General features: G+C 74.2%; 19 protein-coding genes. 2 read left to right on the forward strand and 17 right to left on the reverse strand.

What is annotated here, in order from left to right:
* Positions 1-99: 99 nt before the first annotated feature.
* From WMF24_RS38140 to WMF24_RS38155, 4 genes are read right to left on the reverse strand one after another with little or no spacing between them, the layout of a single operon-like run.
* Entirely contained in the window at positions 100-1,848 is a 1,749-nt protein-coding gene (locus WMF24_RS38140) for an ABC transporter permease (RefSeq protein WP_437732369.1), read from the reverse strand.
* A complete protein-coding gene (locus WMF24_RS38145; RefSeq protein ID WP_437732370.1) occupies positions 1,845-3,071 on the reverse strand; it encodes an ABC transporter ATP-binding protein in 1,227 nt (408 codons plus the stop codon). Before WMF24_RS38145 ends, WMF24_RS38140 begins: the two co-directional genes overlap by 4 nt.
* Positions 3,068-5,197 (reverse strand): hypothetical protein, encoded by a 2,130-nt coding sequence (locus tag WMF24_RS38150; protein ID WP_437732371.1) that lies wholly within the window; start codon positions 5,195-5,197, stop codon positions 3,068-3,070. The genes WMF24_RS38145 and WMF24_RS38150 overlap by 4 nt, the downstream gene beginning before the upstream one ends.
* Complete coding sequence (locus tag WMF24_RS38155; RefSeq protein WP_437732372.1) at positions 5,194-6,258, reverse strand: AAA family ATPase; 1,065 nt, start codon at positions 6,256-6,258, stop codon at positions 5,194-5,196. The genes WMF24_RS38150 and WMF24_RS38155 overlap by 4 nt, the downstream gene beginning before the upstream one ends.
* A 185-nt stretch (positions 6,259-6,443) precedes the next feature.
* Between WMF24_RS38155 and WMF24_RS38160 the strand changes: the two genes are divergently transcribed.
* Positions 6,444-6,989, forward strand: a complete 546-nt coding sequence (locus WMF24_RS38160; protein ID WP_437732373.1) for a hypothetical protein — start codon at positions 6,444-6,446, stop codon at positions 6,987-6,989.
* A 102-nt stretch (positions 6,990-7,091) separates the two neighbouring features.
* Here WMF24_RS38160 and cysK read toward each other — a convergent pair whose 3' ends face one another.
* A complete protein-coding gene (gene cysK / locus WMF24_RS38165) occupies positions 7,092-8,048 on the reverse strand; it encodes a cysteine synthase A (protein WP_437732374.1) in 957 nt (318 codons plus the stop codon).
* 50 nt (positions 8,049-8,098) lie between these two features.
* A complete protein-coding gene (locus tag WMF24_RS38170) occupies positions 8,099-9,169 on the reverse strand; it encodes a sulfate/molybdate ABC transporter ATP-binding protein (RefSeq protein ID WP_437732375.1) in 1,071 nt (356 codons plus the stop codon).
* A gap of 345 nt (positions 9,170-9,514) precedes the next feature.
* Here WMF24_RS38170 and WMF24_RS38175 point away from each other — a divergent pair, with 345 nt between their 5' ends.
* On the forward strand, positions 9,515-10,462 hold the full coding sequence (locus tag WMF24_RS38175) for an NAD-dependent epimerase/dehydratase family protein (RefSeq protein ID WP_437732376.1): 948 nt from the start codon (positions 9,515-9,517) through the stop codon (positions 10,460-10,462).
* A 102-nt stretch (positions 10,463-10,564) separates the two neighbouring features.
* On the opposite strand, the gene WMF24_RS38180 is transcribed toward WMF24_RS38175, so the two are convergent.
* The 11 genes from WMF24_RS38180 to WMF24_RS38230 all read right to left on the reverse strand — a co-directional run bounded on the left by WMF24_RS38180 (position 10,565) and on the right by WMF24_RS38230 (position 23,728).
* Positions 10,565-11,380: a DUF434 domain-containing protein gene (locus tag WMF24_RS38180; RefSeq protein ID WP_437732377.1), complete on the reverse strand. Its 816-nt coding sequence runs from the start codon at positions 11,378-11,380 to the stop codon at positions 10,565-10,567.
* A 395-nt stretch (positions 11,381-11,775) separates the two neighbouring features.
* Entirely contained in the window at positions 11,776-12,552 is a 777-nt protein-coding gene (locus WMF24_RS38185; protein WP_437732378.1) for a PP2C family protein-serine/threonine phosphatase, read from the reverse strand.
* A 186-nt stretch (positions 12,553-12,738) separates the two neighbouring features.
* Positions 12,739-13,092: a hypothetical protein gene (locus WMF24_RS38190; RefSeq protein ID WP_437732379.1), complete on the reverse strand. Its 354-nt coding sequence runs from the start codon at positions 13,090-13,092 to the stop codon at positions 12,739-12,741.
* A 625-nt stretch (positions 13,093-13,717) separates the two neighbouring features.
* Positions 13,718-15,130, reverse strand: coding sequence for a PGRS family protein (locus tag WMF24_RS38195; protein WP_437732380.1), 1,413 nt, complete (start codon positions 15,128-15,130; stop codon positions 13,718-13,720).
* A gap of 173 nt (positions 15,131-15,303) precedes the next feature.
* Positions 15,304-16,377, reverse strand: a complete 1,074-nt coding sequence (locus tag WMF24_RS38200) for a hypothetical protein (RefSeq protein ID WP_437732381.1) — start codon at positions 16,375-16,377, stop codon at positions 15,304-15,306.
* Between the two features lie 206 nt (positions 16,378-16,583).
* On the reverse strand, positions 16,584-18,155 hold the full coding sequence (locus tag WMF24_RS38205) for a PGRS family protein (RefSeq protein WP_437732382.1): 1,572 nt from the start codon (positions 18,153-18,155) through the stop codon (positions 16,584-16,586).
* Positions 18,156-18,172: 17 nt separating this feature from the next.
* Entirely contained in the window at positions 18,173-19,318 is a 1,146-nt protein-coding gene (locus WMF24_RS38210) for a PEGA domain-containing protein (protein WP_437732383.1), read from the reverse strand.
* Between the two features lie 20 nt (positions 19,319-19,338).
* Complete coding sequence (locus WMF24_RS38215) at positions 19,339-20,415, reverse strand: hypothetical protein (RefSeq protein ID WP_437732384.1); 1,077 nt, start codon at positions 20,413-20,415, stop codon at positions 19,339-19,341.
* Between the two features lie 27 nt (positions 20,416-20,442).
* A complete protein-coding gene (locus WMF24_RS38220) occupies positions 20,443-21,243 on the reverse strand; it encodes a sigma-70 family RNA polymerase sigma factor (protein WP_437732385.1) in 801 nt (266 codons plus the stop codon).
* A complete protein-coding gene (locus tag WMF24_RS38225) occupies positions 21,240-21,542 on the reverse strand; it encodes a hypothetical protein (protein WP_437732386.1) in 303 nt (100 codons plus the stop codon). Before WMF24_RS38225 ends, WMF24_RS38220 begins: the two co-directional genes overlap by 4 nt.
* A gap of 53 nt (positions 21,543-21,595) precedes the next feature.
* On the reverse strand, positions 21,596-23,728 hold the full coding sequence (locus WMF24_RS38230) for a serine/threonine-protein kinase (protein WP_437732387.1): 2,133 nt from the start codon (positions 23,726-23,728) through the stop codon (positions 21,596-21,598).
* Between the last annotated feature and the right edge of the window lie 265 nt (positions 23,729-23,993).

Genomic DNA, 23,993 nt, shown 5'->3' on the forward strand with positions numbered 1-23,993 from the left:
CGGGCGCATCCTGAAGCATTCCCGCATCGGGATCAAAATTTCCACACAACGTCGCGAGCGCGTCCGATTTCAGAGCACCGCGTACCGGGCACGCCGCGATCACGCGACGGTGCCTGCGGCTCCCCCTGGCGCGTCGCTCTCCGGCGCAGCAGCCCGCGCCAGCGCCGCCTGCTCGGCTGCGCGGGCCGCTTCGTCCTCCTCCGCGAGGAGCGCGCTCGTCTGGGCGAAGGCTGCCTCTCGCTGCGCGATGACGGCGGCGCAGCGCGAGCGCGCCGCGGCGAGCAACCCGAGTCCGACGGCGCCCCAGACGGCAGCGGCCGCGTACCCGACGAGCACGACGGGCCCCGGATCGCCGTGCGTCGCCTTGGCGACCATCGCGAACGCGTAGAACGGCGAGGGCGCCGCGACGAGGAGCGCCCTGTCGCTGGTGTTGAGCTCCGCGACGAGGCCGGCGATGGCCGCGACGATCCACGGGCCGACCGCGATCGCGAAGAGCAGCGTCAGGAGCAGCACCCGCGCGATCATGGGCGAGGCGGTCCGCGCGCGGAGGAAGGCGCCGAGCCCGACGAGGAACACGTAGAAGGCGAGCGCGTAGACGGCGAAGTACTCGAGCTGCCGCGCCTGGATCTCCGGCGACGCCATGGTCACGCCGAGGACGAGCCGGTGGCCGGCTGCCCAGAGCGCGACGACCGCAGGCACGCCCGCCGCGAGCAGGAGGTACGCCGAGCGCGCCACGCCGGGGCCGAGGAAGCGACGCAGCCGGCCGGCGCGGCTCCGCGCCCAGTGCACCTCGACGCGCCGCGACGGGCCGATCGGCTCGCCGGCGAAGAGGAACACGCAGAACGTCAGGTACGCGAACATCGCGCACATGCCCGCCATCGTCGCGGGCAGGCGATCGGTCGGGTCCACCGAGAACGCCGGCACCGCCGCCGCCGCGGCGATCACCGGCGTGCAGACAGCGAACCACGTCTTCAGCCCGGAGGAGCGATCGTCGCTCTCGCTCGTGAGGTTCGCGACGGTCACCTGGTACAGGAACCAGGCGGGGACGGCGATCGCCGCGATCGGCAGGACGACCAGGAACAGCGCGTACTCGAGGCCGAACGGCGCGCGCTGGTAGGCGACCGGGAGCCAGATGGGCGGGCCCTCGGGCACCTCCGGCCAGGCGCTGTGGGCCGCGAACGAGAGCCCGGCGCCCCCCGCCATGAACAGGCAGATCGACAGCGGGAACGCGAGCAGCAACGTGACAAGGATCGCCGCGCGGAGGCTCGACATCGTCGAGCTGATCGCGAGCCCAAAGGCGACGCTGAGCAGCGCGATCAGGAAGAGGAACGCGAACGCGATCACCACCTCCATCGCGGTGATGCCGCCGAACAGGAACGGCATCGCCCCGACCGGCGCGAGCATCACCACGTACATCGAGATCGACGTGTAGGCGGCGAGGAACTTGCCGCGCGCGATCTCGCCGGGCGGGATGCCCGTCAGGAGCACCGCCTCCCAGGTGCGGCCCTCGCGCTCCGAGGCGATGCTGTTCGCGGCGACCGCCGGCCCGACCAGCGCCACGACGAAGTACGCGACCGAGAAGAAGACCTGGAACAGGATCACCCCCGTCTTCGCGGGCGCGATGTCCCTCGACGCCATGCCGCCGATCGACGCGATGAGCAACGTCATCAGCACGGCGAACACGAGGAGGATGACCGGCGTGCGGGCGAGGCGCGCCGCCTGCTTGAGCTCGCGGATCCAGATCGGGTTCGGCTCGCCCACGAGGCGCGCCGCGCGGTGCCGCGCCCGATCGACGAGCCGCTGCGACGCCGGACCGGCGGGCGGCGTGGAGCCAGTCTGCACGCTCACTGCACCTCTCCTTGCGTGACCTCCAGGAAGATCCGCTCCAGCTCGTTGCGCTCCGGCTCGACCCCGATCACGCCGACCCCGCTCCGCACGAGGTGGTGCACGATCTCGGCGATCTTCACGTCGTTGCCCACGTAGCCGACGTGCACGGCGCCCCCGATGATCTCGACGTCGGTGATCCCCGGCCCGCCCCGGAGCAGGTGAGCCGCGGCCTCGGGCTCGCCGAGGACCCGCACCTTGACCTTGCGCCGCGAGAGCGATGACAGCGCCGCGTACGGCGCCGCGCCCGCCGGCGCCCCGCCGTGGAGCGGGGGCGGGCCGTACCCGGCCGGTGGACCCACCGCCGGCGCAGCATCGCCAGCGGCCGGAACGCCCGGCGCGCCTGCAGGCGGAGCCGCCTCGGGGCTGTACGGCGGCGGCGCGGCGTGCGCGTGCGCCGGCGGCGTCGCGTGCGCGCCCGGCGCGCCGGCGTGGCGGGGCGACGCGTGCCCGTGCGCCTGCGCGGCGCGCAGCGCCTCGAGGCGCGCCGCGATCTCCCCGATCGGGCCGGCGACGACGAGGCGCCCCTTCTCGAGGATGCCGATCGACGTGCACACGTCAGAGAGCTCCGTGAGGATGTGCGAGGAGAGGAAGATCGTCTTCCCCAGGCTCCGGAGCTCGAGCAAAAGATCGCGGATCTCGATGCGCGCGCGCGGATCGAGATCGCTCGCGGGCTCGTCCAGGATGAGGACCTTGGGGTCGTGCAGCAGGATCCTCCCGAGCTGGAGGCGCTGCTTCATCCCCTTCGACATCGTGGCGACGATCCGGTCCTGGATCTTGCCGAGGTCCGTCAGCTCCAGGACCGCGTCGACCACGTCGAGCGACGGCACCCGGAAGGCGTCCGCGAAGAACTCGAGGTACTCGCGCACCGTGATCCGGTCGTAGACACCGGCGTGATCCGGCATGTACCCGATGCTGCGGCGGACCGCCGCCGGGTCGATCGTGACGTCGACGCCGTCGATCTCAACCCGCCCCGCCATCGGCTCGAGCAAGGTGGCCATCACCCGGATCGTCGTCGTCTTGCCCGCGCCGTTCGGCCCGATGAAGCCGAAGATCTCGCCGGGGCCGACGTCGAAGGTGACGTCCCGGAGCACGTCGAGCGAGCCGAACCGGTGGGAGAGGTGGCGGACGCGGATCGTCGGCGCAGGCCGCTCGATCCGCGGCCCGTCGGGCGGCGCGGCGCTCACGGCCGACCTCCGTAGCCGACGATCCGCACGAGCGCGCGATCGCTCTCGATCCGCAGCCCCGAGTCGCTCGCGCGCCCCTCGCCGCCGTCGAGCTGGCCGAACAGGACGGGCACGCCGTCCGGGAACCAGTCGACCGCGCTGCCCGCCGCCTCCTCGATCGCCAGCCACGCCGCGCCGAGGCCCGGGGCGTCGGGCTCGAGCAGCGCGGTCAGCAGCCCGCCGCCGAGATCGTGGACGTCCAGGCCCCCGACCCGCCGCCCGAAGCTCACGTGCGAGAGCCAGCGCCGCCCCTCGCCGCGCGCGGCGAGGTCGACCCCCGCGCGCGACGAGACCTGCTCCCCGTCCCGGATGCGGGCGAAGTAGCGCGCCACCCCCGTCGAGATCCACAGCACGCCGCCCCGGAGATCGCGGCCGCTCCGGTTGATCACGGCGACGTCGCCGCTCGGCTCGGCGACGATCGCGATGCCGTCGCCGAGCGGCGCGACGCCGTCCTCGCGGACGATCACCGTCTGCCAGGGGAGCGCGGCGACCTTCGTCAGCCGCGCCCCGTCGCGGTCCACGGCGAGCCGATCGCGCCGCTCCGTGAGCTCGGCCAGCACGGCCGTGCTGATGACGCCGCTCGCGTCGGTCGTCCTCACGGTGAGCTCCTCCGCGCGGGGGACGAAGAAGCCGCGGAACCGGCGCACCGCCCCCTTCGACATGCCCGCCCCCGCCTCGATCAGCGTGAGGTGCCGCGCCCTGCCGCGCACCCCCTTCGCCATGAGGCCCACGCCGACCACCGCCGCGAACGCGATCGCCGCGTACACGGGCAGGCGCCGGAGCGCGCGCAAAGGCCTCCCCTGCCGCGCGGCGCGCGCGAAGTTGATGGGGCCGGCGAGCACCGCGTACACGCAGAGCAGCACCGCGGAGACGCCGATCGCCCAGCGCGAGCTCTCGTTCGGGTCGAGCTCCCGCCGCACCGGATCGAGGTCGAGGCCCATCGCCTCCTCCCCCGGCCGGAAGGCGATCGTCGAGCGGCGGTCGTGGGCGCGGCGCGCCAGATCGGCCAGCCGGATCTTCGCCCATGGGTCGCTCGACGCGGGCGGGCGCGTGGGGTCGAACGCGAGCAAGTGCACCTCGCCGAGGCCGTAGAACGCCGAGCTGCCGTACGCGCTCGCGCGCAGGTTGCCGCCCGACCAGCCGGAGAGCGCCTCGGCCACCGCGGGGCTCGCGCTCGGCGCGGGCAGCAGCACGTTGCCCTGCTTGCCGAAGCCGCTGGGCGCGGCCGGCGGCGCGATCTCCTCGAGCGTGGGCGGCGCCACGCCCGCCCGCGCGACCTGGCCGCCGACGAGCGCAGCGAGCGTCGGGTGCCGCAGATCCTCGGGGCGCGCCACGGCCAGGGCCAGCGTGCCGCCGGAGAGCACGTAGCCGGCGAGCGCCTCGAGCTCGGCGCCTTGCAACCTCGAGAGCGTGTCGGTGCGCATGAGCACGGCGTCCGCCGCGCTGTACAGGGCCGCCCGGTCGGGCAGCAGCGGATCGCCTGTCGCGCTGTCGTAGCGCGGCTGCCCGACCCACAGCACCGGGCTCGACGACGACCCGGGGCCGCGGCCGGTCGGCAGGTACAGCGGCGCGACCGGCGCCTCGTGGAGCGCGCCCCGGACGAGCGACGTCTCGCTGACGTCGAACAGCACGACCCCGTGCTGCGTCGTCGACGAGAGCGCGTGCGACGACACCTGCGCGCCGCGCTCGTCGAGCGCCCGCACCAGGACGTCGGCGAACGGCGAGACCTGCACCGGCACGCGCACGTGGACCGACGCGCCCGCCGCGACGGTGTACGGCGCCGTCGCGACGAAGACGCGGTGCTCGCCGTAACGCGTCGACGAGACCTCGACCTCCCCTCGAGCCGCCCTGCCGCCGTTGTTCTGGATGCGCACGACGACCTGGTTCCACCCCCAGGGCACCGCGCCGCTCGTCCCGAACACGGGCGCCGCGTCGACCGCGAGCTCCGGCGCGCCCGGCGTCGTCGGCGCCTGCCCGAGCGCGGGCCCCGCCGCCGAGAGCGCCGCGAGCCACGCCGCGCCGGCCGCGCACCTCGCCGCCGCGGCGACCCGGGGCGCCCTGCCCCTCGCGTCAGCGCCCTGGCTCATCGGCGGATCGCCTGCGCCACGGGATCGGGCCGCGCCTCGACGGCGTCGAGGAGCGCGGAGATCACCTGATCGGTCGTGATCCCCTCCGCCTCGCCCTCGAACGAGCGGATCATGCGGTGGCGGAGCACCGGCTTGGCGACCCGCTGCACGTCGGCGAAGGCGACGTGCGCCCTGCCCTGCAGCAGCGCCACCGCCTTCGCGGCCAGCACCAGCGACTGCGCGCCGCGCACGCCGGCGCCGAACCGGAGCGCCCTGCGCACGATCTCGGGCGCCCCCTCGGCGGAAGGGTCGCTCGCCCGCGTCAGCCGCGACGCGTACCGCATGACGGGCTCGGCGACCGCGACGTCGCGGCAGAGCGCGCGGAGCGACAGCACGTCCTCGCGGGTGAGCACCCGCGGCGGCGGGCCGCGGTCGTGGCCCGTGGTCCGCGCGAGGATCTCGGTGAGCTCGTCCTCGGTCGGGCTCGGCACGAGCACCTTGAGCAGGAACCGATCGAGCTGCGCCTCCGGCAGCGGGTAGGTCCCCTCCATCTCGATCGGGTTCTCGGTGGCCAGCACGAAGAACGGCTCCTCCATCGCGTACCGCGTGCCCGCGATGGTGCACGCGTGCTCCTGCATGGCCTCGAGCAGCGCGCTCTGCGTCTTCGGCGTCGCCCGGTTGATCTCGTCGGCCAGGATCACCTGCCCGAAGATCGGCCCCCGGTGCAGCGCGAAGCGGCGCGAGCCGTCCTCGGCCGTGACGAGCACGTTGGTCCCGATCACGTCGCTCGGCATGAGATCCGGGGTGAACTGGATGCGCGAGAACCGGAGATCGAGGCACCCGGCGATGGTCCTGACGAGGAGCGTCTTGCCCAGCCCGGGCGCCCCCTCGAGCAGGACGTGCCCTCCCGCGATGATGCCCCAGAGCGTCTGCTCGATGACGTCGCCCTGGCCGACGACGGCCTGCCCGATCGCCTCGCGCAGCCGCGCGCTCGTCTGCTGCGCGAGCTCGAGCCTCACCTCGAAGGAGGCAGGGGCCGAGCCCTGCCTCCCGTCAACACCCGCGCCTGATTCCGCCGCCATCTGGTCGCCCTCGGGCGACGACCATAGCCGGCCGCGCGCCGCGCGTCGATCGGCGCCCATCGACGCGCGGCGCGCGGTCGACGGGCCACCGATGCCGGGGCGCCGCCGGACGCATCGCGGACACATGGCAAGAACGCCTCGCCCGACCCGCTCGGCGGCGCACACCACCATGCTATGTTTCTCGGATGAACATGCTTATCCGCACCTGTCGCCACGTGCTCGCCTCGCTCCACCGCTCAGCGCGCGCCGGCGCGGTGCTCACGGCGTCCCTCGCGCTCGGCGCGAGCGCCTGCGCCTCGGTGATCGGCGACCATGAGGCCGAGACGAAGTTCCTCGTCAAGCCGACCACCCAGTCGACCTTTTCCGGATGGAGCGAGGTCTCTGTCTCGCAGGATCCGAACTCCGTCGACGGGGCCAAGCTCAGGTTCATCCGGCTCGAGGCGCGCGACAACAACGTGCCCGACCTGACCTTCATCAAGAACATCACCGCCGAGGCCGTGGTCGACGACGTCCCGACCGTGGTCGCCAGGAAGACGAAGATGCCCGCCGGGGAGCGCATCGTCCCGCTCGATCGCGTCTATCACGACGACATCCGGAAGTTCTTCTACGAGGACCCCGAGAACGGCGGCTACACGGTGCATGTCGAGTGGCGCGGCGAGATCGATCTGACGAAGAAGATCCCGCCCGAAGGGGTATGGATGAAGGTCATCGTCTCTGTCAGCGTCGAGTGACCTGACCGCCGCCGCGCCCCTCCATTCCGCACCTCGCGGCGGCTCTTCCTCCTGCGCCGGTCCTGCTCGTCTTCGTCGTCCGCGTCCCCCCTCGCAGCGCGGCTAGCGGGACGCGGGCCCCCGGGCGCAGCCGACGAGCTCCCTGAAGAGCGGCGAGGTGACGTACCGCTCCCCGCCGTCGGGCAGGATCACCACGATGTTCTTGCCCTCCATCTCGTCGCGCGCCGCGACCGAGAGCGCCGCCGCCATGGCCGCGCCGCCGGAGATGCCGACGAGGATGCCCTCGGTCTTCGAGAGCCGGCGCGCCGCCTCGAACGCCTCGTCCTCGGACACGGGCACCACCTCGTCGATCAGCTCGCGCCGCAGGATCTTCGGCACGAAGCCCGCGCCGATCCCCTGGATGAGGTGCGCCCCCGCGCGCCCGCCGCTCAGCACCGCGGCGTTCCGCGGCTCGACCGCGATCATCTTCACCCCCGGCTTCTTCTCCTTGAGCACCTCGCCCACGCCGGTGATCGTCCCGCCCGTCCCCACGCCGGCGACGACGACGTCGACCGCGCCGTCGGTGTCCTCCCAGATCTCGCGCGCGGTCGTCGCGCGGTGCGCGGCCGGGTTCGCCGGGTTCTCGAACTGCTGGAGCATCACCGCGCCCGGCGTCTCCTCCACGATCTGGCGCGCCCGCGCGACCGCCTGCACCATCAGCGACCCCGGCGTCTGCAGCACCTCCACCCCGAACGCCCGGAGCAGCGCGACCCGCTCGGGGCTCATCGACTCGGGCATCGTGAGGATCAGCCGGTAGCCCTTCGCCGCGGCGATCATCGCCAGCGCGAGGCCCGTGTTGCCGCTCGTCGGCTCGACGAGGACGCTGCCGCGGGTCAGCTTCCCCCGCCGCTCGGCGTCCTCGATCATCGCGAGGCCGATGCGGTCCTTGACGCTGCCGCCAGGGTTCCGGCTCTCGACCTTGCCGATCAGCGCAGCGCGCAGCCCCTTGCCCGCAGAGCTCAGGCGAACGAGGGGCGTGCGCCCGATCGTCGCCGCGATGTTGTCGAAGATTGCTCCCACCTCGCCGCCCTCCGTGATGGCCCCCGACCAGGCGGAGCCCGGCGCGGTGGCTAGATGGAGTAATCTTGCACGAAGATCTTCGCGTCTCGGAGATTTACAAGCACCCTGTCCCCCTCGGACAGGCCGAGCTCGGCGACGCGGTCCTTTGTCATCTCGACGGAGAGCGGCTGGCCGTCGGAGAGGCGGAGCTCCGCCTTGACCATCCACCCGACGCGCGACAGCCGCTCGACGCGCGCCATGCTGGCGTCGTCCGAGCCGGGGGTGTCCGACGAGTCGACCCGGGCGTGGAGCTCGATGTCGTGCGGCCGCACGAAGGCGCGCACGCTCGCGCCGTCGCCGGTCCCGGGGGGCGCGTGCACCGCGAGCGTCCCGAGCGCCGCCTGGCCGTCGCGCACCTCCCCCTTGAGCACGTTGATCGACCCGACGAAGCTCGCCACGAATTCGGTCGCCGGCCGGTCGTAGATCTCCTCGGGCGTGCCGATCTGCTCGACCCGCCCCTTGTGCAGCACGATGACCCTGTCGGCGAGGTCCATCGCCTCTTCCTGGTCGTGGGTCACGAAGACGCTCGTGATCCCCCGCTCCTTGTGGAGCCGCCGGATCCACTCGCGCAGCTCGAGGCGCACCTTGGCGTCGAGCGCCCCGAACGGCTCGTCGAGCAGCAGCAGCGACGACCCGGGGGCGAGCGCCCGCGCCAGCGCCACGCGCTGCCGCTGGCCGCCGGACAGCTCGTGCGGGTACCTGCCCCCGAGCCCCTCGAGCTGCACCAGGCTGAGCAGCTCGTCGACGATCGCCGCGATCTCCTTCCGGGGTCGCTTCCGGATCGTCAGGCCGAAGCCGATGTTGTCGCGCACGGTCATGTGCCGGAACAGGGCGTAGCTCTGGAACACGAAGCCGATGTTCCGGTCCTGCACCCGCGTGTGCGTCGAGACCTTGCCGTTCAGGATCACGTCGCCGGAGTCGGGGCTCTCCAGCCCGGCGATGATGCGAAGGACGGTGCTCTTGCCGCCCCCGCTCGGCCCCAGCAGCGCGACAAGGGCGCCGCTCTCGATCTCGAACGAGACGTCGTCGACCACCTTGTTCGGGCCGAACCGCTTCGTGAGCTGCTGGACAACGATTCCCATAAGCGACAGCTAGCCTTCTGCCCGTCTCGCGCGCGCCCCGGACAGAACAAACCAAGGCGCTCAAGCGCGCCCCAGAGTCGCCCGCCGGGCCGGTAGGCGCAACCAGATTCATGAAATACGCATCGGAAAGGTGAGTCTATTTGCAAGAAGCGCGGATCCCGCGCTGCTTGTTCCGCCTCGCTCCGGGGCGAGCGCCTGCCTCGCGCCGCCGGCGCTGCCCGACCCATGGATGGCTCCAGGGTGCTAGCATCGCCGCGCCGCGATGCGGCGGAGCCGGGACGGGAGGCCGCTGGACGGCAGGACGAGGGCGCGGGTCGCCGCGCGCGGGACCAGGACGGGAGGCGGATGCGTTGTCTGGTGACTGGGGTTGCGGGCTTCATTGGCTCGCACCTCGCGGAGCGGTTGATCGAGCTCGGGCACGAGGTGCTGGGGGTCGACCGCTTCGCCGACTACTACGCCCGCGAGATCAAGGAGGGGAACCTGGCCCGGCTGCGCGGTGAGCCGCGCTTCTCGCTGTCGACCGTCGATCTCGCGACCGCCGATCTGCGCCCGCTGCTCTCGGGGCGCGAGGTCGTCTTCCACCAGGCGGCGCAGGCGGGCGTGCGCCCGAGCTGGGGGCAGAGCTTCGAGGGCTACCTCCACGACAACGTGCTCGCGACGCAGCGGCTGCTGGAGGCGGCGAGGACGCACGGGAAGGTGCGCAAGCTGGTCTACGCCTCGTCCTCGTCCGTGTACGGCGACACCGACGAGGTGCCCATGCACGAATCCAGCCGTACTGCACCGTACTCGCCGTACGGGGTGACGAAGCTCGCCGCCGAGCAGCTCTGCGAGCTGTACCGGCGCAACTTCGGTCTGCCCACGATCTCGCTCCGGTACTTCACGGTGTATGGCCCGAGGCAGCGCCCCGACATGGCGTTTCACCGGTTCATCTCGGCGGTGCTGAGGGGCGAGGCGGTCCGCGTGCACGGCGACGGCGAGCAGACGCGCGATTTCACCTACGTGACCGACGCGGTGGAGGCCAACGTCGAGGCGATGGAGGGCGCCGCGGTCGGCGTGTTCAACATCGGCGGCGGCTCGCGGGTGAGCCTCAACGACGCGCTCCGGCTGCTCGGGGAGCTCGCAGGGCCCGTGCGCGTGGAGCGGGGAGCGCCGCAGGCCGGGGACGTCCGGCACACGCTGGCCGACACGGCGGCGGCGCGGTCGGCGCTGCGGTACGTGCCCCGGGTGCCGCTGCGCGAGGGGCTCGCGGCGCAGGTGGCCTGGCAGTCGAGGGCGCTCGGGGCCCCGCGGTAGCGGGAGCGCGGCGCGCTCAGGCGACGGGCGCGGCGTCCGAGGGCGATGGCGCGATGCGCTCAGACGACGGGCGCGGCGCCCTCTGGTGCGGGCGCGACGCGCTCAGACGACGGGCGCGATGCCCTCCGGCGCAGGCGCGACGCCGCCGTGGCCGAGGTCGACGATGCGCGCCGCAGGCACGCGCGCGGCCACGATCTCGTCGGCGAGGTTGATCCAGCCCGCGCAGCGATCGAGGACGACGCTGTCGGACGAGACGACGCCCGCCGCGCCCGCGAGGAGCCGGTCGGGGTCGGGGACGAGCGTCGCCTCGATCGCGAGGCGCGCGCCGCCCGGCGGCACGGCCGCGCCGCCGAGCCGCTCGAGGAGCCGCGCGCGCAGCTTGCCCGAGCTGGAGACGGCGGCGTCGAGGAGGAAGCGCGCGCGCGCCGCGCCGGCGGCGGACAGCGCGGCGCCGAGCAGGTCGATGGCCGCGTCGGTCTCCGGGATCGGCGCGTAGCTGCCGCGCAGCCCGGCGAGATCGCGCAGGACCCCCTCGGGGCCGCGCACGAGCAGGCCGCCCGAGAGCGCCACCTCCAGGGTGATGATCAGGTTGAAGCCGTCGATGTTCGCCTCCGCGCCCCGGAGCGACGACGCGGGCGCGCGGCGCGCGACGCGCGACGCCCGCTGCGCCTCCGAGCAGGCGGACCGCTGCAGCGCGAGGCGCTGGCGGGCGGCGAGCTGGTGGTGGTCGCCCACCGTGCGGATCGCGGTGCGCAGCGGATAGCCGCGGCCGAGGAGCCACGTCACCTCCTCGAGCGCGACGCGCAGCCTCGCCGCCGCCTCGGGGCCGAACAGCCGCCCGTCGTCGGGGTGGCCGCCGCGCGGCGCGCGCTCGCTCGCCTCGTCGCCGGCCGGTGGATCGTGTCGTTCGTCGGTCACTCGCCTCCGGGGCTCGGTGAAGAACCGCCGCTACCACGGGCGTTATGTCGACGGCGCAGAGAGGAAGGATCTGCTGTGCTGGGCTGCCGTCTGCGACCTTTGGATGACATCCAGACTTTAGGTCCGGTACGGATAGGGCTCTGATCAGCAGATCATCGGCTTCTCCGCCGGCGCCTTGGCACGCGCACATTCATGTTGTGACGGTGTTGCAAGCGCCTGACAGCCCACCGACCCGCGTCGCCGCGGCAGCCAGGAAGGTAGCGCGCGATCGCGGCGCGTGTCGATCCTTCTTCGGCCACGGATCCCGCGATCTGCGCGGCGCTTGCATTTGCCATCGGCGCCGATTTTTTCTCGATCTCGTCGCCGTGCGTCGTGCCGCCGTGTCGTCCATCGCATCACCCGCCTCCGAGGCGCGCCAGCACGCACGTCACGTTGTCCGGCCCGCCGTGCTCGTTCGCGAGGTCGATGAGCAGGCTCGCCGCCAGGCTCAGCTCCTGGTGCGCCAGCAGGACCGCTGCGATCCGTTCCTCCGGCACCGGCCCCCATAGCCCATCCGAGCAGAGGAGGAAGACGTCGCCCGGCGCCGTCGGCTCCACGCGCGACTCGATCGCCACGCTCTCGTCGCACCCGAGCGCCCGCGTCACCGCGCTCGCCCGGTCGCTCAGCGCCTCGACCGCCGCCAGCGCGCCGTCGCCGTCCCGGAGCAGCTCCTCCAGCACCGTGTGGTCCCGCGTCAGCCGCTCCAGCTTCCCTGCGCGCATCCGGTACACGCGCGAGTCGCCCACGTGCGCGATGTACGCCATCCCGGGCCCCAGCAGCACCCCGGCGAAGGTCGTCGCCATGCCGCGCATCTCGTGCTGCCGCTGGCTCGCCTCGTAGATCGCCCTGTTGGCCCGCCGCACGCTCAGCACCAGCCGCACCTCGTCCCGGTCGTGTGGCCTCGCCGCGCCGTACGGCCACGTGTCCTCCAGGTCTTCTTCCTCCTCGAAGCAGCTCTTGACCACCTCGATCGCCATGCGCGACGCCACCTCACCGGCCGCGTTGCCTCCCAGGCCATCGGCCACCATGAACAGCCCGAGGCACGGCAGCGCCGCGAAGCTGTCCTCGTTGTGGCTCCGTCGCCGCCCCACGTCCGACTGCGCTGCCGCCTCGATGGCGAGCCGTGGATACACGATCGTCCTCCTCGCGCGCTCGCCTTCAGGACGAGCCGAGCCAAGGCGCGCTGCGACGGCAGGGCGCCGGTTCCTCTTCTGGGGCAGCGCGCCGCGGCGCTGCCGCGGGTCGTCAACGCACGCGGGCCGTGTTCGCGGCGCTCGCGTGTTCTCCTGAAAGGGCGCTGCTGCGGCGGCGCCCCTCGATCACGACGTTCCCTGCTCGGGCCGAAGCGGTCGCACGAGCTTCAGGTGCCGCAGCATGCCGCCGCTTCCGCTGGGGCTCCGTGGCGGGCTGGCGGACAGCGTGGCGAGCTCGACGTCGTCCCGCAGCAGGAGCTTGGGCCGCGTCTTCGACGGCGGCGCGAGATCCTCGACGGGCTCTCCGAGGGCGATGCGCTCCGCTCTGCAGCACAGGCAGTCGCGCTCCGGGTCCCAGTCGATGTCCTCGAGGCCCATCTTCCGCACCCACGACAGCTCCCACATCAGCATTGGGCTCACGTGGATCACGTTTCCCGAACGGCGCACGCCGCTGCTGTTGAACCGCCGACGCTTCGACATGGGCGCACCTCTCGAGCCGAGGACGCCCATGTGGCCGTCGACGTGGCGGCTCGCCAAGAGCCCTCGCGCCCGAATCCGTGACGGGACGATGACTTACGTCTGGTCTGGCAGAACCGTCACGAAAAGACATGATGGCCCTCACTGCCCGCAACGCTCGCCGGTCGAGAAGTCCAGCAGCGCCCTGTGCTGCCCGGCGCGCCGGTGCTCTCCGGCCGATCGCCGGACGCGGCGGCGCCGCCCTCGCCGGGCGTGCCGGGGTGAACGGCACCGCCGGCGCTGCGCTCGGTGCCACGGTCACGCTCGCTCTCCTCGCTTGATCCAGGCTTCGCCCGCTCCTCTCCGCGAGCGCTCGGCGCCGCCGCCGTGCCCCCGAGCACGAGCGACATCGCAAGCCACCCCGCGTGCAGCTCTCGTCTCACGGTCCCTCCCTCGTCCACGCAAGTTCCACCGTCCACCTGCTCGCTCCTCGCGTCCTCGCCGCGCTCGCCATCACGCCGCGCGCGCACACGCCCGCCGTCCGTCGCGCCGGCCTCGGCGCGCCGTCTCGCCCTTCGTCTCCTCCGCCCCACTTCACGCTGCTGCTGCGGCGGAGCCTCCACCGCAGCAGCAGCGCCGCTCGCCTATCTCAGAACGCCTGCACCTCGATCTGCACGCCCGCCGCGCCCTCGCCCGCGGCATCCGCGCCTGCACCGCCGGGGCCCGCTTCGCCCAGCTCGATCGTCGCGCCTTGCGTCGACGGCGCCGCGCCCTTGTACGCGATCCCGATCGCGTGACCGCCGCGACCGCCGCCGCCCAGGCCTCCCGCGCCCCCCTTGCCGCCCGCGCCGCCCGCGCACGCGTCGTTCAGCGCCGTCGCGCCCTCGGGCTTCGTCCCTCCGGGGCCGCCCGCTCCGCCGTCGCCGCCTTCCTGGCCGGCGCCGCCCTTGCCTCCGACGCCGCCACGACCGGTCTTCAGCGTCACCTCCTCGAAGCTCACCGTCGCGTTCAGGCTGATCAACGCGATGCTCGCTCCGCCCGCGCCACCGCCTCGCCCACCGGCACCGCCACAACCGCCCGCGCCGCCCGAGCCGCCGCTCGCACCGCCAGCGGATGCTTCGTCCGGGCACTTGTCTGCGCCCACGCCGCCCTTCGCGCCTCCGCCTCCGCCGCCGCCTTGCGCCGTGCCGCCCTTCACGCCGTCATTGCCGGCAACGCCGCTGTAGCCGCTGGCGCTGAGCTCGCCGAGGCCCGTCGCGCCCGCACCGGGCCCGCCCTCGCCGCCGTCGACTCCCGCGGTCCCTTCCGTGCACATCGTGCTCTCTGCGCTTCCTTCCTCGCCCATGCCGCCGTTCACCATGGTGCCGGGCGAGCCCTTGGCGCCGGGCCCGCCGCTGTCCGCTGCCCCTACGCCGCCCAAGCCACTCGACGAGTCGTCGCTCACGTCCTCCGGCGTGCCGCAGTCGTTCTTGACCGGCAGCCCGCCCAGCACACCGGCCCCCGAGCACGCCTCCGCGCCGGGCTTCCCGTCAGCGCCGCGCATCGCGCTGACCTCGTGCGCGTCGCCCGCCTCCCCTGCCGCCGCGTCGCCCGCCTCCAGCACGCACCGCGCGAGTTCCACGCTCGCCTCCTCCGCCAGCACCGCGATCGACGACACCCCCGCGAGCCTCACCTGCTCGTCCGGCCCGACCCCGCGCACCTGCACGTGCACGTCCTCCACCCGCACGCTCGCCTCGCCTCCCCGTCCGCGCACCACCAGCGGGATCGCTCCAACCCCCGCCGTCAGCACCGTCTTCTTCTCCTCACCGGCCCAGCCCCAGCCGTTCGTGCAGTCCAGCCCCCCGTAGATCGTCACGCCACGCGTGACCTCCACCGCCTCCTCGAACGCCTCCGCGCACGCGTACACCCGACGCTTGCCGCTCTCCTCCGCACGCAGAAGGGCCTCGCCCAGCGTCTTCACCGGCGCCTCCTTCGTCGCGGGGTTCCCGTCGCTCCCTGACGACGACACGAACACACCGCACACGTCGTCCACCGCGCCCGTGCTCTCGCTCGGGATGCACATGAAGGGCGCCTCGTCCCATCGCCCGCGGTGATGCTCGCAAGTGAGCGTGAACTCACAGTCGTCCGCCGCGTTGCTCCACAGAGCCTCGCAGCCGCTCGCTGTGATGGCGAGCCCCAGAGCACCGAGCGCCCAAGCCCTTCCCCCTCTTCCCATCGCGCCACTCCCTCTTCTCCTCACCACGAGCCCACCACGGCGATGCTTGCTCCGCCCGCATCCAGCCCAGGCCCAGCCCTCAGAGAGACCGCGCGCGCGGGTCGCTCTCCGGGCCAGATCGCGTACGTCAACGCAGCCACCGCCAGCGCGCCCGAGGTCACGTAGGCGAGACGCGCCGCATTCGCGTGAACGTCGACACGCGCTGCCGTCCTGCGGAGCTCCCTGCATGCGGTGGCGCGCTCATCCAAGGCGTCGATGCAGTCGCTGCCTGCGTGCCAGAGCGCTGACCGCTGCGCGCGCAGATCCGCGCTTGCCGCGTTCGACGCCACCGTGAACCCCACCGCCACCCCGAGCCCCACCGCGCTCGCCGCTCCCAGCGCGATCACCGGCACCCAGCTCCGCTCCTCCTCCACCCTCGCCCCTGCCGCGAGCGTCTTCGGCTTCGCGTCCCCCGTCCCCGGCGCGTTTGCAGCTCCCCGCCCCGTCGCCATCTTCGGCCTCAGCTCCGTCGTGATCTCTTCGTGCGACCCCGCCGCCGCCACCACCCGGATCATCGCCTCCTCGTACCCAGCGCGCCGGATCACCAGCACGTGCTGCCCAGGCTCCAGGTAGACTTGGTGCCTCAGCTCCTCCGCAGACACGCGCGCGCCGTCCACGAGCACCTCCGCGTCCGGCACGTTCGTCCCCCGCACCCGCAGCGTCCCCACCTGCGCCTTCGCCTCCGCCAGCAGCGCCTGCATCTGCGCGACCCGCTCCGGCTCGACCTCCGGCCCCACCGTACGCACCGCAAACGCCAGGTGCTTCGCCGCCGACGCGGGCTTGTTCAGCAGGAGCTGCACCTGCCCGAGGTTCGTCGCGATGTCGTACGACTTCATCCGCGACCACGCCCGGAGGTACAAAAGCTCCGCTTCCTCCAGCCGGCCCGCCATGTGCGCCCTCCGGCCTTCCTGGAAGTCGCGCACGGCGCGGTCACGCTCGCTCTCCTCGCTCGGCGCAGGCTTCGCTCGCACCTCTCCGCGGGCGCTCGTCGTCGCCGCCGTGCTCCCGAGCACGAGCGACATCGCCAGCCACCCCGTGTGCAGCGCTCGTCTCACGGTCGCTCCCTCGTCCATGCAAAGTCCGCCTTCCACGCGCTCGCTCCTCGCGCTCTCATCACGCCGATTCTCGCTGCGTGCGCGCGCACGCCCGCCGTTCGTCGCGCCGGCCTCGGCGCGCCGTCTCGCCCATCGTGTCCTCCGCCCCGCTCCACGCTGCTGCTGCGGCGGAGGCTCCGCCGCAGCAGCAGCGCCGCTCGCCTATCTCAGAACGCCTGCACCTCGATCGCCACGCCCGCGGCGCCCTCGCCTGCGGCATCCGCGCCCGCGCCGCCGGGGCCCGCTTCGCCCAGCTCGATCCCCGCGCCTTGCGTCGACGGCGCCGCCCCCTTGTACGCGATCCCGATCGCGTGACCGCCGCGACCGCCGCCGCCAACGCCGCCCGCGCCCCCCTTGCCGCCCGGGCCGCCCGCGCACGCGTCGTTCAGCGCCGTCGCGCCCTCGGGCTTCGTCCCTCCGGGGCCGCCCGCTCCGCCGTCGCCGCCTTCCTGGCCCGCGCCGCCCTTGCCACCGGCGCCGCCGCGCCCCGTCTTCAGCGTCACCTCGTCGAAGCTCAGCGTCGCGTTCAGGCTGATCAGCGCGATGCTCGCTCCGCCCGCGCCCCCGCCTCGCCCGCCGGCCCCGCCGCAGCCGCCAGCGCCGCCCGAGCCGCCGCTCGCACCGCCGGCGGAGGCTTCGTCCGGGCATTTGTCTGCGCCCACGCCGCCCTTGGCTCCGCCGCCTCCACCGCCGCCTTGCGCCGTGCCGCCGTTCACGCCGTCATCGCCGGCAACGCCGCTGTAGCCGCTGGCGCTGAGCTCGCCGAGGCCCGTCGCGCCCGCACCGGGCCCGCCCTCGCCGCCGTCGACTCCCGCGGTCCCTTCCGTGCACATCGTGCTCTCTGCGCTTCCTTCCTCGCCCATGCCGCCGTTCACCATGGTGCCGGGCGAGCCCTTGGCGCCGGGCCCGCCGCTGTCCGCTGCCCCTACGCCGCCCAAGCCACTCGACGAGTCGTCGCTCACGTCCTCCGGCGTGCCGCAGTCGTTCTTAACATTGCCGCCCGGAACGACGATCGCCGCCGAGCACGCCTCCGCGCCGGGCTTGCCCTCAGCACCCCCCATCGCGCTGATCCCGTACGCGGCGCCCTCTTCCCCCGCCGCCGCGTCGCCCGCCTCCAGCACGCACCGCGCTAGCTCCACGCTCGCCTCTTCCGCCAGCGCCGCGATCGACGACACCCCCGCGAACCTCACCTGCTCGTCCGGTCCGACCCCGCGCGCCTGCACGTGCACGTCCTCCACCCGCACGCTCGCCTCCCCTCCCCCTCCGCGCACCACCAGCGGGATCGCTCCAACCCCCGCCGTCAGCACCGTCTTCTTCTCCTCACCGGCCCAGCCCCAGCCGTTCGCGCAGTCCAGCCCCCCGTAGATCGTCACGCCACGCGTGACCTCCACCGCCTCCTCGAACGTCTCCGCGCACGCGTACACCCGCCGCTTGCCGCTCTCCTCCGCAAGCGCAAGCGCCTCGCCCAGCGTCTTCAACGGCGCCTCCTTCGTCGCGGCGTTCCCGTCGCTCCCCGACACGGACACGAACACACCGCACTCGTCGTCCACCGCGCCCTCGCTCTCGCTCGGAACGCAGCCTGCAGGCGGGCCACCGTCCTGCTTCAGCCAGTCGTGGTGCGCGCACGTGAGCGTGAACTCGCAATCATCCCCGAGGTGTCTCCACGGCGCCTTGCATGCCGCAGTGACGAGCGCGATGCCCACCGCACCCATCAGCCAGAAAATCGGACGATGCCCCATCTCTCCCTCGTTCGAGCTCATTGCCACGCACCGAAGAGCGACAAACCGGCAGTGTCGCCGCGCAACTCGGGGATCACGCGTACAGCGCTGACCTGCGTTCGCCCGCTTTGTGGCCACAGCGCGACAGCCAAGGCGGCTAGCGCGACCGTGCCAGACGCGATGAACGTCACCGCAGCCATGTCGCGGAACCGATCGCTGCGCGCCGTGGTGCGGCTGAACTGCGCGCATCGCTCGGCGACCGCGCCCGATGCGTTCACGCATCCTGGCCCGTCCCTCAGGATCGCCTCGCGTTGTGCATGCGCATCCGCGCTCGCCCCGTTCGACGCCGCCGTGAACCCCACCGCCACCCCGAGCCCCACCGCGCTCGCCGCTCCTAGCGCGATCACCGGCACCCAGCTCCGCTTGTCCTCCCCGCTCGCCCCTGCCGCAGATGTCTTCGGCTTCGCGCCCCCCATTCCCGCCGCGCTCCCCGTCCCCGCCGTCGCAGGCCTCGGCCCCGCCGCCCCCGCCCCCGCCGCCTCCGGTGCCGTCACCGCCTTCGCCTTCAGCTCCCGCGTGACCGTCTCCGATATCCCGGGCGCCGCGAGCACCTGCACCACCTCGTCCTCGTACCCAGCGCGCCGGAGCACCACCACGTGCTCCCCGGGCTCCAGGTAGACCTCGTGCTTCACCCCCTCCTCCGGCACCCGCTCGCCGTCCACGTACACCTCCGCGTCCGCCACGTTCTTCACGCGCACACGCAACGTCCCCACCTGCGCCTTCGCCTCGCCGAGGAAGTGCCGGATCCGCGCGAGCTGCTCCGGCTTCGTCGACGGCGGCGCCGTCCTCAGCGCGAACGCGAGGAACGTCGCCGCCGACCGCGGCTTCTTCAGCTGGAGCTGCACCTCCCCGAGGTTCGCCGCGATGTCGAACGACCTCACGAGCCCCCACGCCTTCAGGTACTTCAGCTCCGCGTCAGACCACCGCTTCTGCTTGAACGCCTCGTTCCCCTCACGGTAGAGCTGCGTCGCCCGGGCGATGTCGCCGCGCGCCTCGTCCTCCTCGGCCGCCGCCGCGCCCGGGGGCGACGCCTGCGCGAACGCCGGCGCCGGCGCGGAGGCGCACACAGCGCAAAGCGCCGCGCCGGTCACGTACATCGTCAGGTTCTTCATCGCGTCGTCCATCGTCGATCCATCCCGGCGGCTCAATCGAAGTTCGGTGTGTCGTAGGGGCTCGGCGGCCGCGGCGCGCCCGGTCCCTCCTGCGCCGTCGCCGCGCCCGCCGGCCGACTCGGCGCGTCCCGTGCCGACGCCGCCGCGCCGCCCGCGCTCGGCGCGCCCCGCGCGGCGGCCGGCGCGCCGGGCCTGCTCTGCTGTGCGGTCATCGCTGCCGGCGCCGGTCGCGAGCGCGGCGCCGGCAGCGTCGATGCCGCGGCGGCCCCCGGCGCCGCGTTCGCCCCCGCCGCCCCGCTCACGACCGATGCCGCGCTCGCGACCGAAATCACCGGCGCCCCGCTCGCGACGGGCGCCGGCGCGCTCTCCGCGGCCGTCCCCTCCGCACGCCGGACCGACGCCGCCGCGCTCCCCACCTCATCGCCTGCGCCGCGGGCCGCCTCCACCGCGCCGTCGCGCGCTCCTCTTCCGGATCGCACCACCGTCGTCCCGATGGCCAGCAGGACGCCCATCGCCACCACCCACGCCGCGCGCTGCCAGCCCGCCCGACGCTCCGCGCGCCGCGCCGCCGCGATCTCCGCGAGCCGCGGCACCTTGCCCGTCGCGCCCGTGCCCGCCGTCGCGTCCGCGCCCGCCGTCGCGCCTCCGACCACCGTCGCGCCCGCGCCCGACGTCGCGCCCGCGCCCGCGCCCGCCGTCGCGCCTCCGACCGCCGTCGCGCCCGCGCCCGCGCCCGTCGCGCCCGCGCCCGCCGCCCCGCTCTCCGCCGGCGCGCCGCCGTCGCCGTGCCACTCCGCCAGGATCTCGCTGTCGATCACGATCGGCTGCCGCTTCGTCACCGGCAGCCCCTCCGGCATCGCCACCCCCGGCGCTCCCACGTCCGCGAGCGGCGCGCGCTGGTCCGGGTTGCGCGCCCCGCCGCCCCGCCGCGCGTCCGCCCGCGGCGGCGGCACCCGCCGCGGATCCTCGATGTGCACGCGCTCCATCTCCACCGTCGGGTGCAGCGGCCTCGGCGCGACCTCGCCCACCGCGTACGCCCTCGCCGCGTCCTCGCCCTGGCTCTGGATCGCCCGGGGCACGCCCGGCGCTTCGCCGTCCTGCTTCGCCATCGCCTCGCTCCCTGCCACCCGCGCGCCCTACCGCCCGCGCCCGCGCTCCCCCGCGCCTCGCCCCGCCGCCGGCTCGCCGCACACCCCGCGCAGCACCGGCGCGACATCCGGCTCGTCCCGCGGCGGCGGCGCCGACCTCACCCCCCGCCGCACCAGCGCCTTCCGGAGCCGCTCCCGACCCCGCTCGATCCGCCGCCGCACCGTGATGTACGCGACCCCGAGGAACGCCGCCGCCTCGTGCATGTCCATGCCGTCCACGAACACCGCCCCGAGCGCCCGCCGCTCGTCCTCGGGCAGCTCGGCGAGCGCCTCGTCGAGCGCCCGCATCGCCGCCGCGTGGTCCACGCGCTCCGCCGCGTCCTCGTCCGACGACGGCCGCCGCGCCGCCTCCGCCCCCGCGACGAACGCCACCGTCGCGAGCTCGTCGCTGAACGCCTGCAGCTTCGCCAGGATCTCCTCCGGCCCGTCCCGCAGCACGTCGAACCCGCCCCGGTGGTGCGCCGACAGCGTCGCCATCGCGCGCCGCATCGCCACGTCGCGACGCCGCGCCTTCGTCTCCGCGCGGACCAGGTCCAGCATGCTGCCGTCGATCCGCGCGCTCACGTAGGACTCGAACGGGACCTCCTGCGCCGCGTCGTACCGGCGCACCGCCTCCACGACGGCCTCGCCGCCCGCCGCCACGAGCTGCTCCCGGTCGACGAGCCCCGCGTACCGGCGCGCGTGCCACCGGGCGCGCGCCTCGACCCTCGGCAGCGCGCGCTCGACGAGCGCCCGCTGCTTCGGGGTGAGCAGCGGCAGCACCGCGCCCGCCTTGCCCGCACCGGTCACGCGCCCTCCCTCCCGCCGCCCGCCGCGCCCCCCTTGCGGTCGTGACCCCGCCCGCCGGGCGGCGCGCCCTCGCGCGGCACCTCCCCGCTCGACGCGGGCGCCGGCCGCGCCATGAGCTGCCGCAGCAGCGCGACCGAATACGGGTTGTTCACGAGCTCGTCCTCGATCGCCTCGCGCATCTGCGCGAGCATCTCCGGCGGCACGAGCCCGCGGTACGGCGCGAGGCTCCGCTCCACCGTCTCCGCCACGACGCGCGACGCGCGCAGCCGCGCCTCGTCGTCCTCTTCAGCCTGCTTCATCTCCAGCTCCTTCTCGCGCTCGCGCGCTCTGGATCTCCGTCATCCGCGCCCCCTCAGAAGACCGGCGAGTCCCCGAACGGCCGGGGCTCCCCCCGCTTCGGCGCGGACGCAGCCGCCGGCGCCGCGGTCCGGCGCGGCCCCGGGGCCGGCGCCGCGCGCGAGGGGGCCGGCGCCGCGGCTCCGCCGCGTGCGATCGCCGACGCTGCCGGCGCTCCGGCTCCGCCGCGCGCGGTCGCCGACGCCGCCGCCGCTGCGGCTCCGCCACGGCCGGCCGCCGATGCTGCCGGCGCCGCGGCTCCGCCACGACCGGCCGCGGCGGATCGCGCCGCCCCGCTGGCCGGCCTGTCCGGCGAGCGCCGGCTCACCGGCGGCGCCGCGACCACCCCCGCCGCCGCGTCGGCCCCGACCGAGGTCGCCTCCGAGGGCGCGCTCGCCACCGCCGCGTCGGCCCCGACCGAGGTTGCCTCCGAGGCGCTCGCCCCTGCCGCCGCGCCGGCCACCCCCGGCGCCGCCTCGCCCGCCGGCGCCGCGCCGCCCTCCACCACCGGCACCGCGCCGCCCTCCACCACCGGCGCGACGCGGCTCTGCACCGCCGGCGCAGCGTCGCCCGCCGGCCCTCCCGCCGGGGCGATCCACCGCACGGCGAGCGCGCTCGCCACCGAGGACGAGAGCACGAGCGCGATCAGCATCCACGGCGCCATGCGCACCTCGCGCCGGCCCTGCGCCCCGTCCCCCCGCTCGCCCGGCGCCCCCTCGCGCTCCGCGGCGATCTGCCGGAGCATCGGGCTCGTCGTCCGCGCCGCCGGGGGCCGCGACGACCCCGGCGGCGGCGGGCGGGACAGCGACGCGCGATCCGCGGCCGGCATGATCTCGGTCCCTCGCGCCGTCCTCCCGGCGCTGCCCGGCGCGCCGCCGTCCCCCTCGCGCTCCCCCGGCCCCGGCCCGAACGCCGCGGCGCGGATGCTCTCCCGGTCGACCGGCACCGTGCCGCAGGGCCCCAGGGCGGGCGCCGGCGAGGCCACCACCACCCTGGCGGACGGCTCCGGCCGCGGCACCTCGAGCGTCGGCCCCGTCACCGGCGGCCGGTAGACGGCGCGGGACCGCGACCGGCCGGGGACCGGCGGCTCGCCGGGCGGCACGACGAGCGAGATCCGCCCCTCGGCCTCGTCCTTCTCGAGGCGGCCGCGCAACGCGATCAGCGCCTGCGCCATCTCGGCCATCGTGAGATACCGCGCCGCCGCCTGCTTCGCGGTGGCGCGCCGGATCACCTCGTCGACGTAGTCCGGAAGCCCCGTCACCTCCGAGAGCGGCTCCGGATCCGTGAAGAACTGCCGCCGCACGAGCAGCGTCCTGTCGTGGAAGGCGTCGTGGAACGGGTGGCGGCCGGCGATCATCTCCCAGAGCACGAGGCCCAGCGAGTAGATGTCGAAGCGCGCGTCCGCCTCGGCGCCGTCGAGGTTCTCGGGCGCCATGTACGCGCACGTCCCGAGGCGCACGTTGCGCTGGGTCGTGCGCATCTCATAGGGAATGACCTTCGCGATCGAGAAATCCACGACCTTCACCGAGCCATCCGCGGTGAAGGCGATGTTGTCCGGCTTGACGTCGCGGTGGATGATCTGGTTCTCGTGGGCCGCGTCGAGCCCCCAGGCCACCTCGAGCGCGACGTGCAGCGCGAAGAGCGGCGAGAGCCGCCCCTGGCGCTCCAGGATGGTGGCCAGCGTCGGCCCGTCGAGGAACTCCATGAGCATCCAGGCCGTCCCGTCGGCCTCGCACCCGATGTCGAAGACCTCGACGACATTGGCGTGCTGGATACCGAACGTCCCGTGGGCCTCTGCCAGGCTCCGCTCCGCCTTCCTCGCGTCCTTCCGGTCGCGCAGGTGCATGATCTTGAGCGCGCACCGCGCTCCCGTGATCCGGTGACGGGCCTCGTACACCTCGCCGGAGTACCCGGCGCCGATGAACCGAACGATCTCCACCTGGTGGAAGACCTGACCCGGCTGGAACACCTGCCGCTCGACCGGCTCTCCGGCGTCGCTCACGTCGCTGTCGCGCTCCTTCCCGGGGTCCACGCTAGTCCATGACGGCAACGAAGAGAGCTCCTCCGTGGCCGTCAGCGCCGCGGGGGGCAGGGACGCCGTGACGTCCGTCGCCTCGGCGGCGTGGGGGATCCGTGTCGTGTTCTCCATGAGCGGGTGCCTCGCGGGCGAGCGCCTGTCCGGAGCGCCGCCGTCGGCTCTCTCGTCGAGGCGGCCCCGCCGGAGTGCTCACCCTTTCTGCGAGCCCCCCGCACGTGCGACCGGACGTGCCGCGCGCGGCGCGCGGCGCGCCGGCCGTCGCGGAAGCGCGCCCCTGATCACGTGATCGCGCGGCGGCCCAAGCACGGTTCCGACCGGGCGACACGGATGAACGCGCTTGCGGAGGGGCGCGCGCGTCTCGTTAGATGCGGTGTTT

The sequence above is a fragment of the Sorangium sp. So ce1335 genome (genome assembly GCF_051521615.1).
In the GTDB taxonomy this organism is placed as follows: Bacteria; Myxococcota_A; Polyangia; order Polyangiales; family Polyangiaceae; genus Sorangium.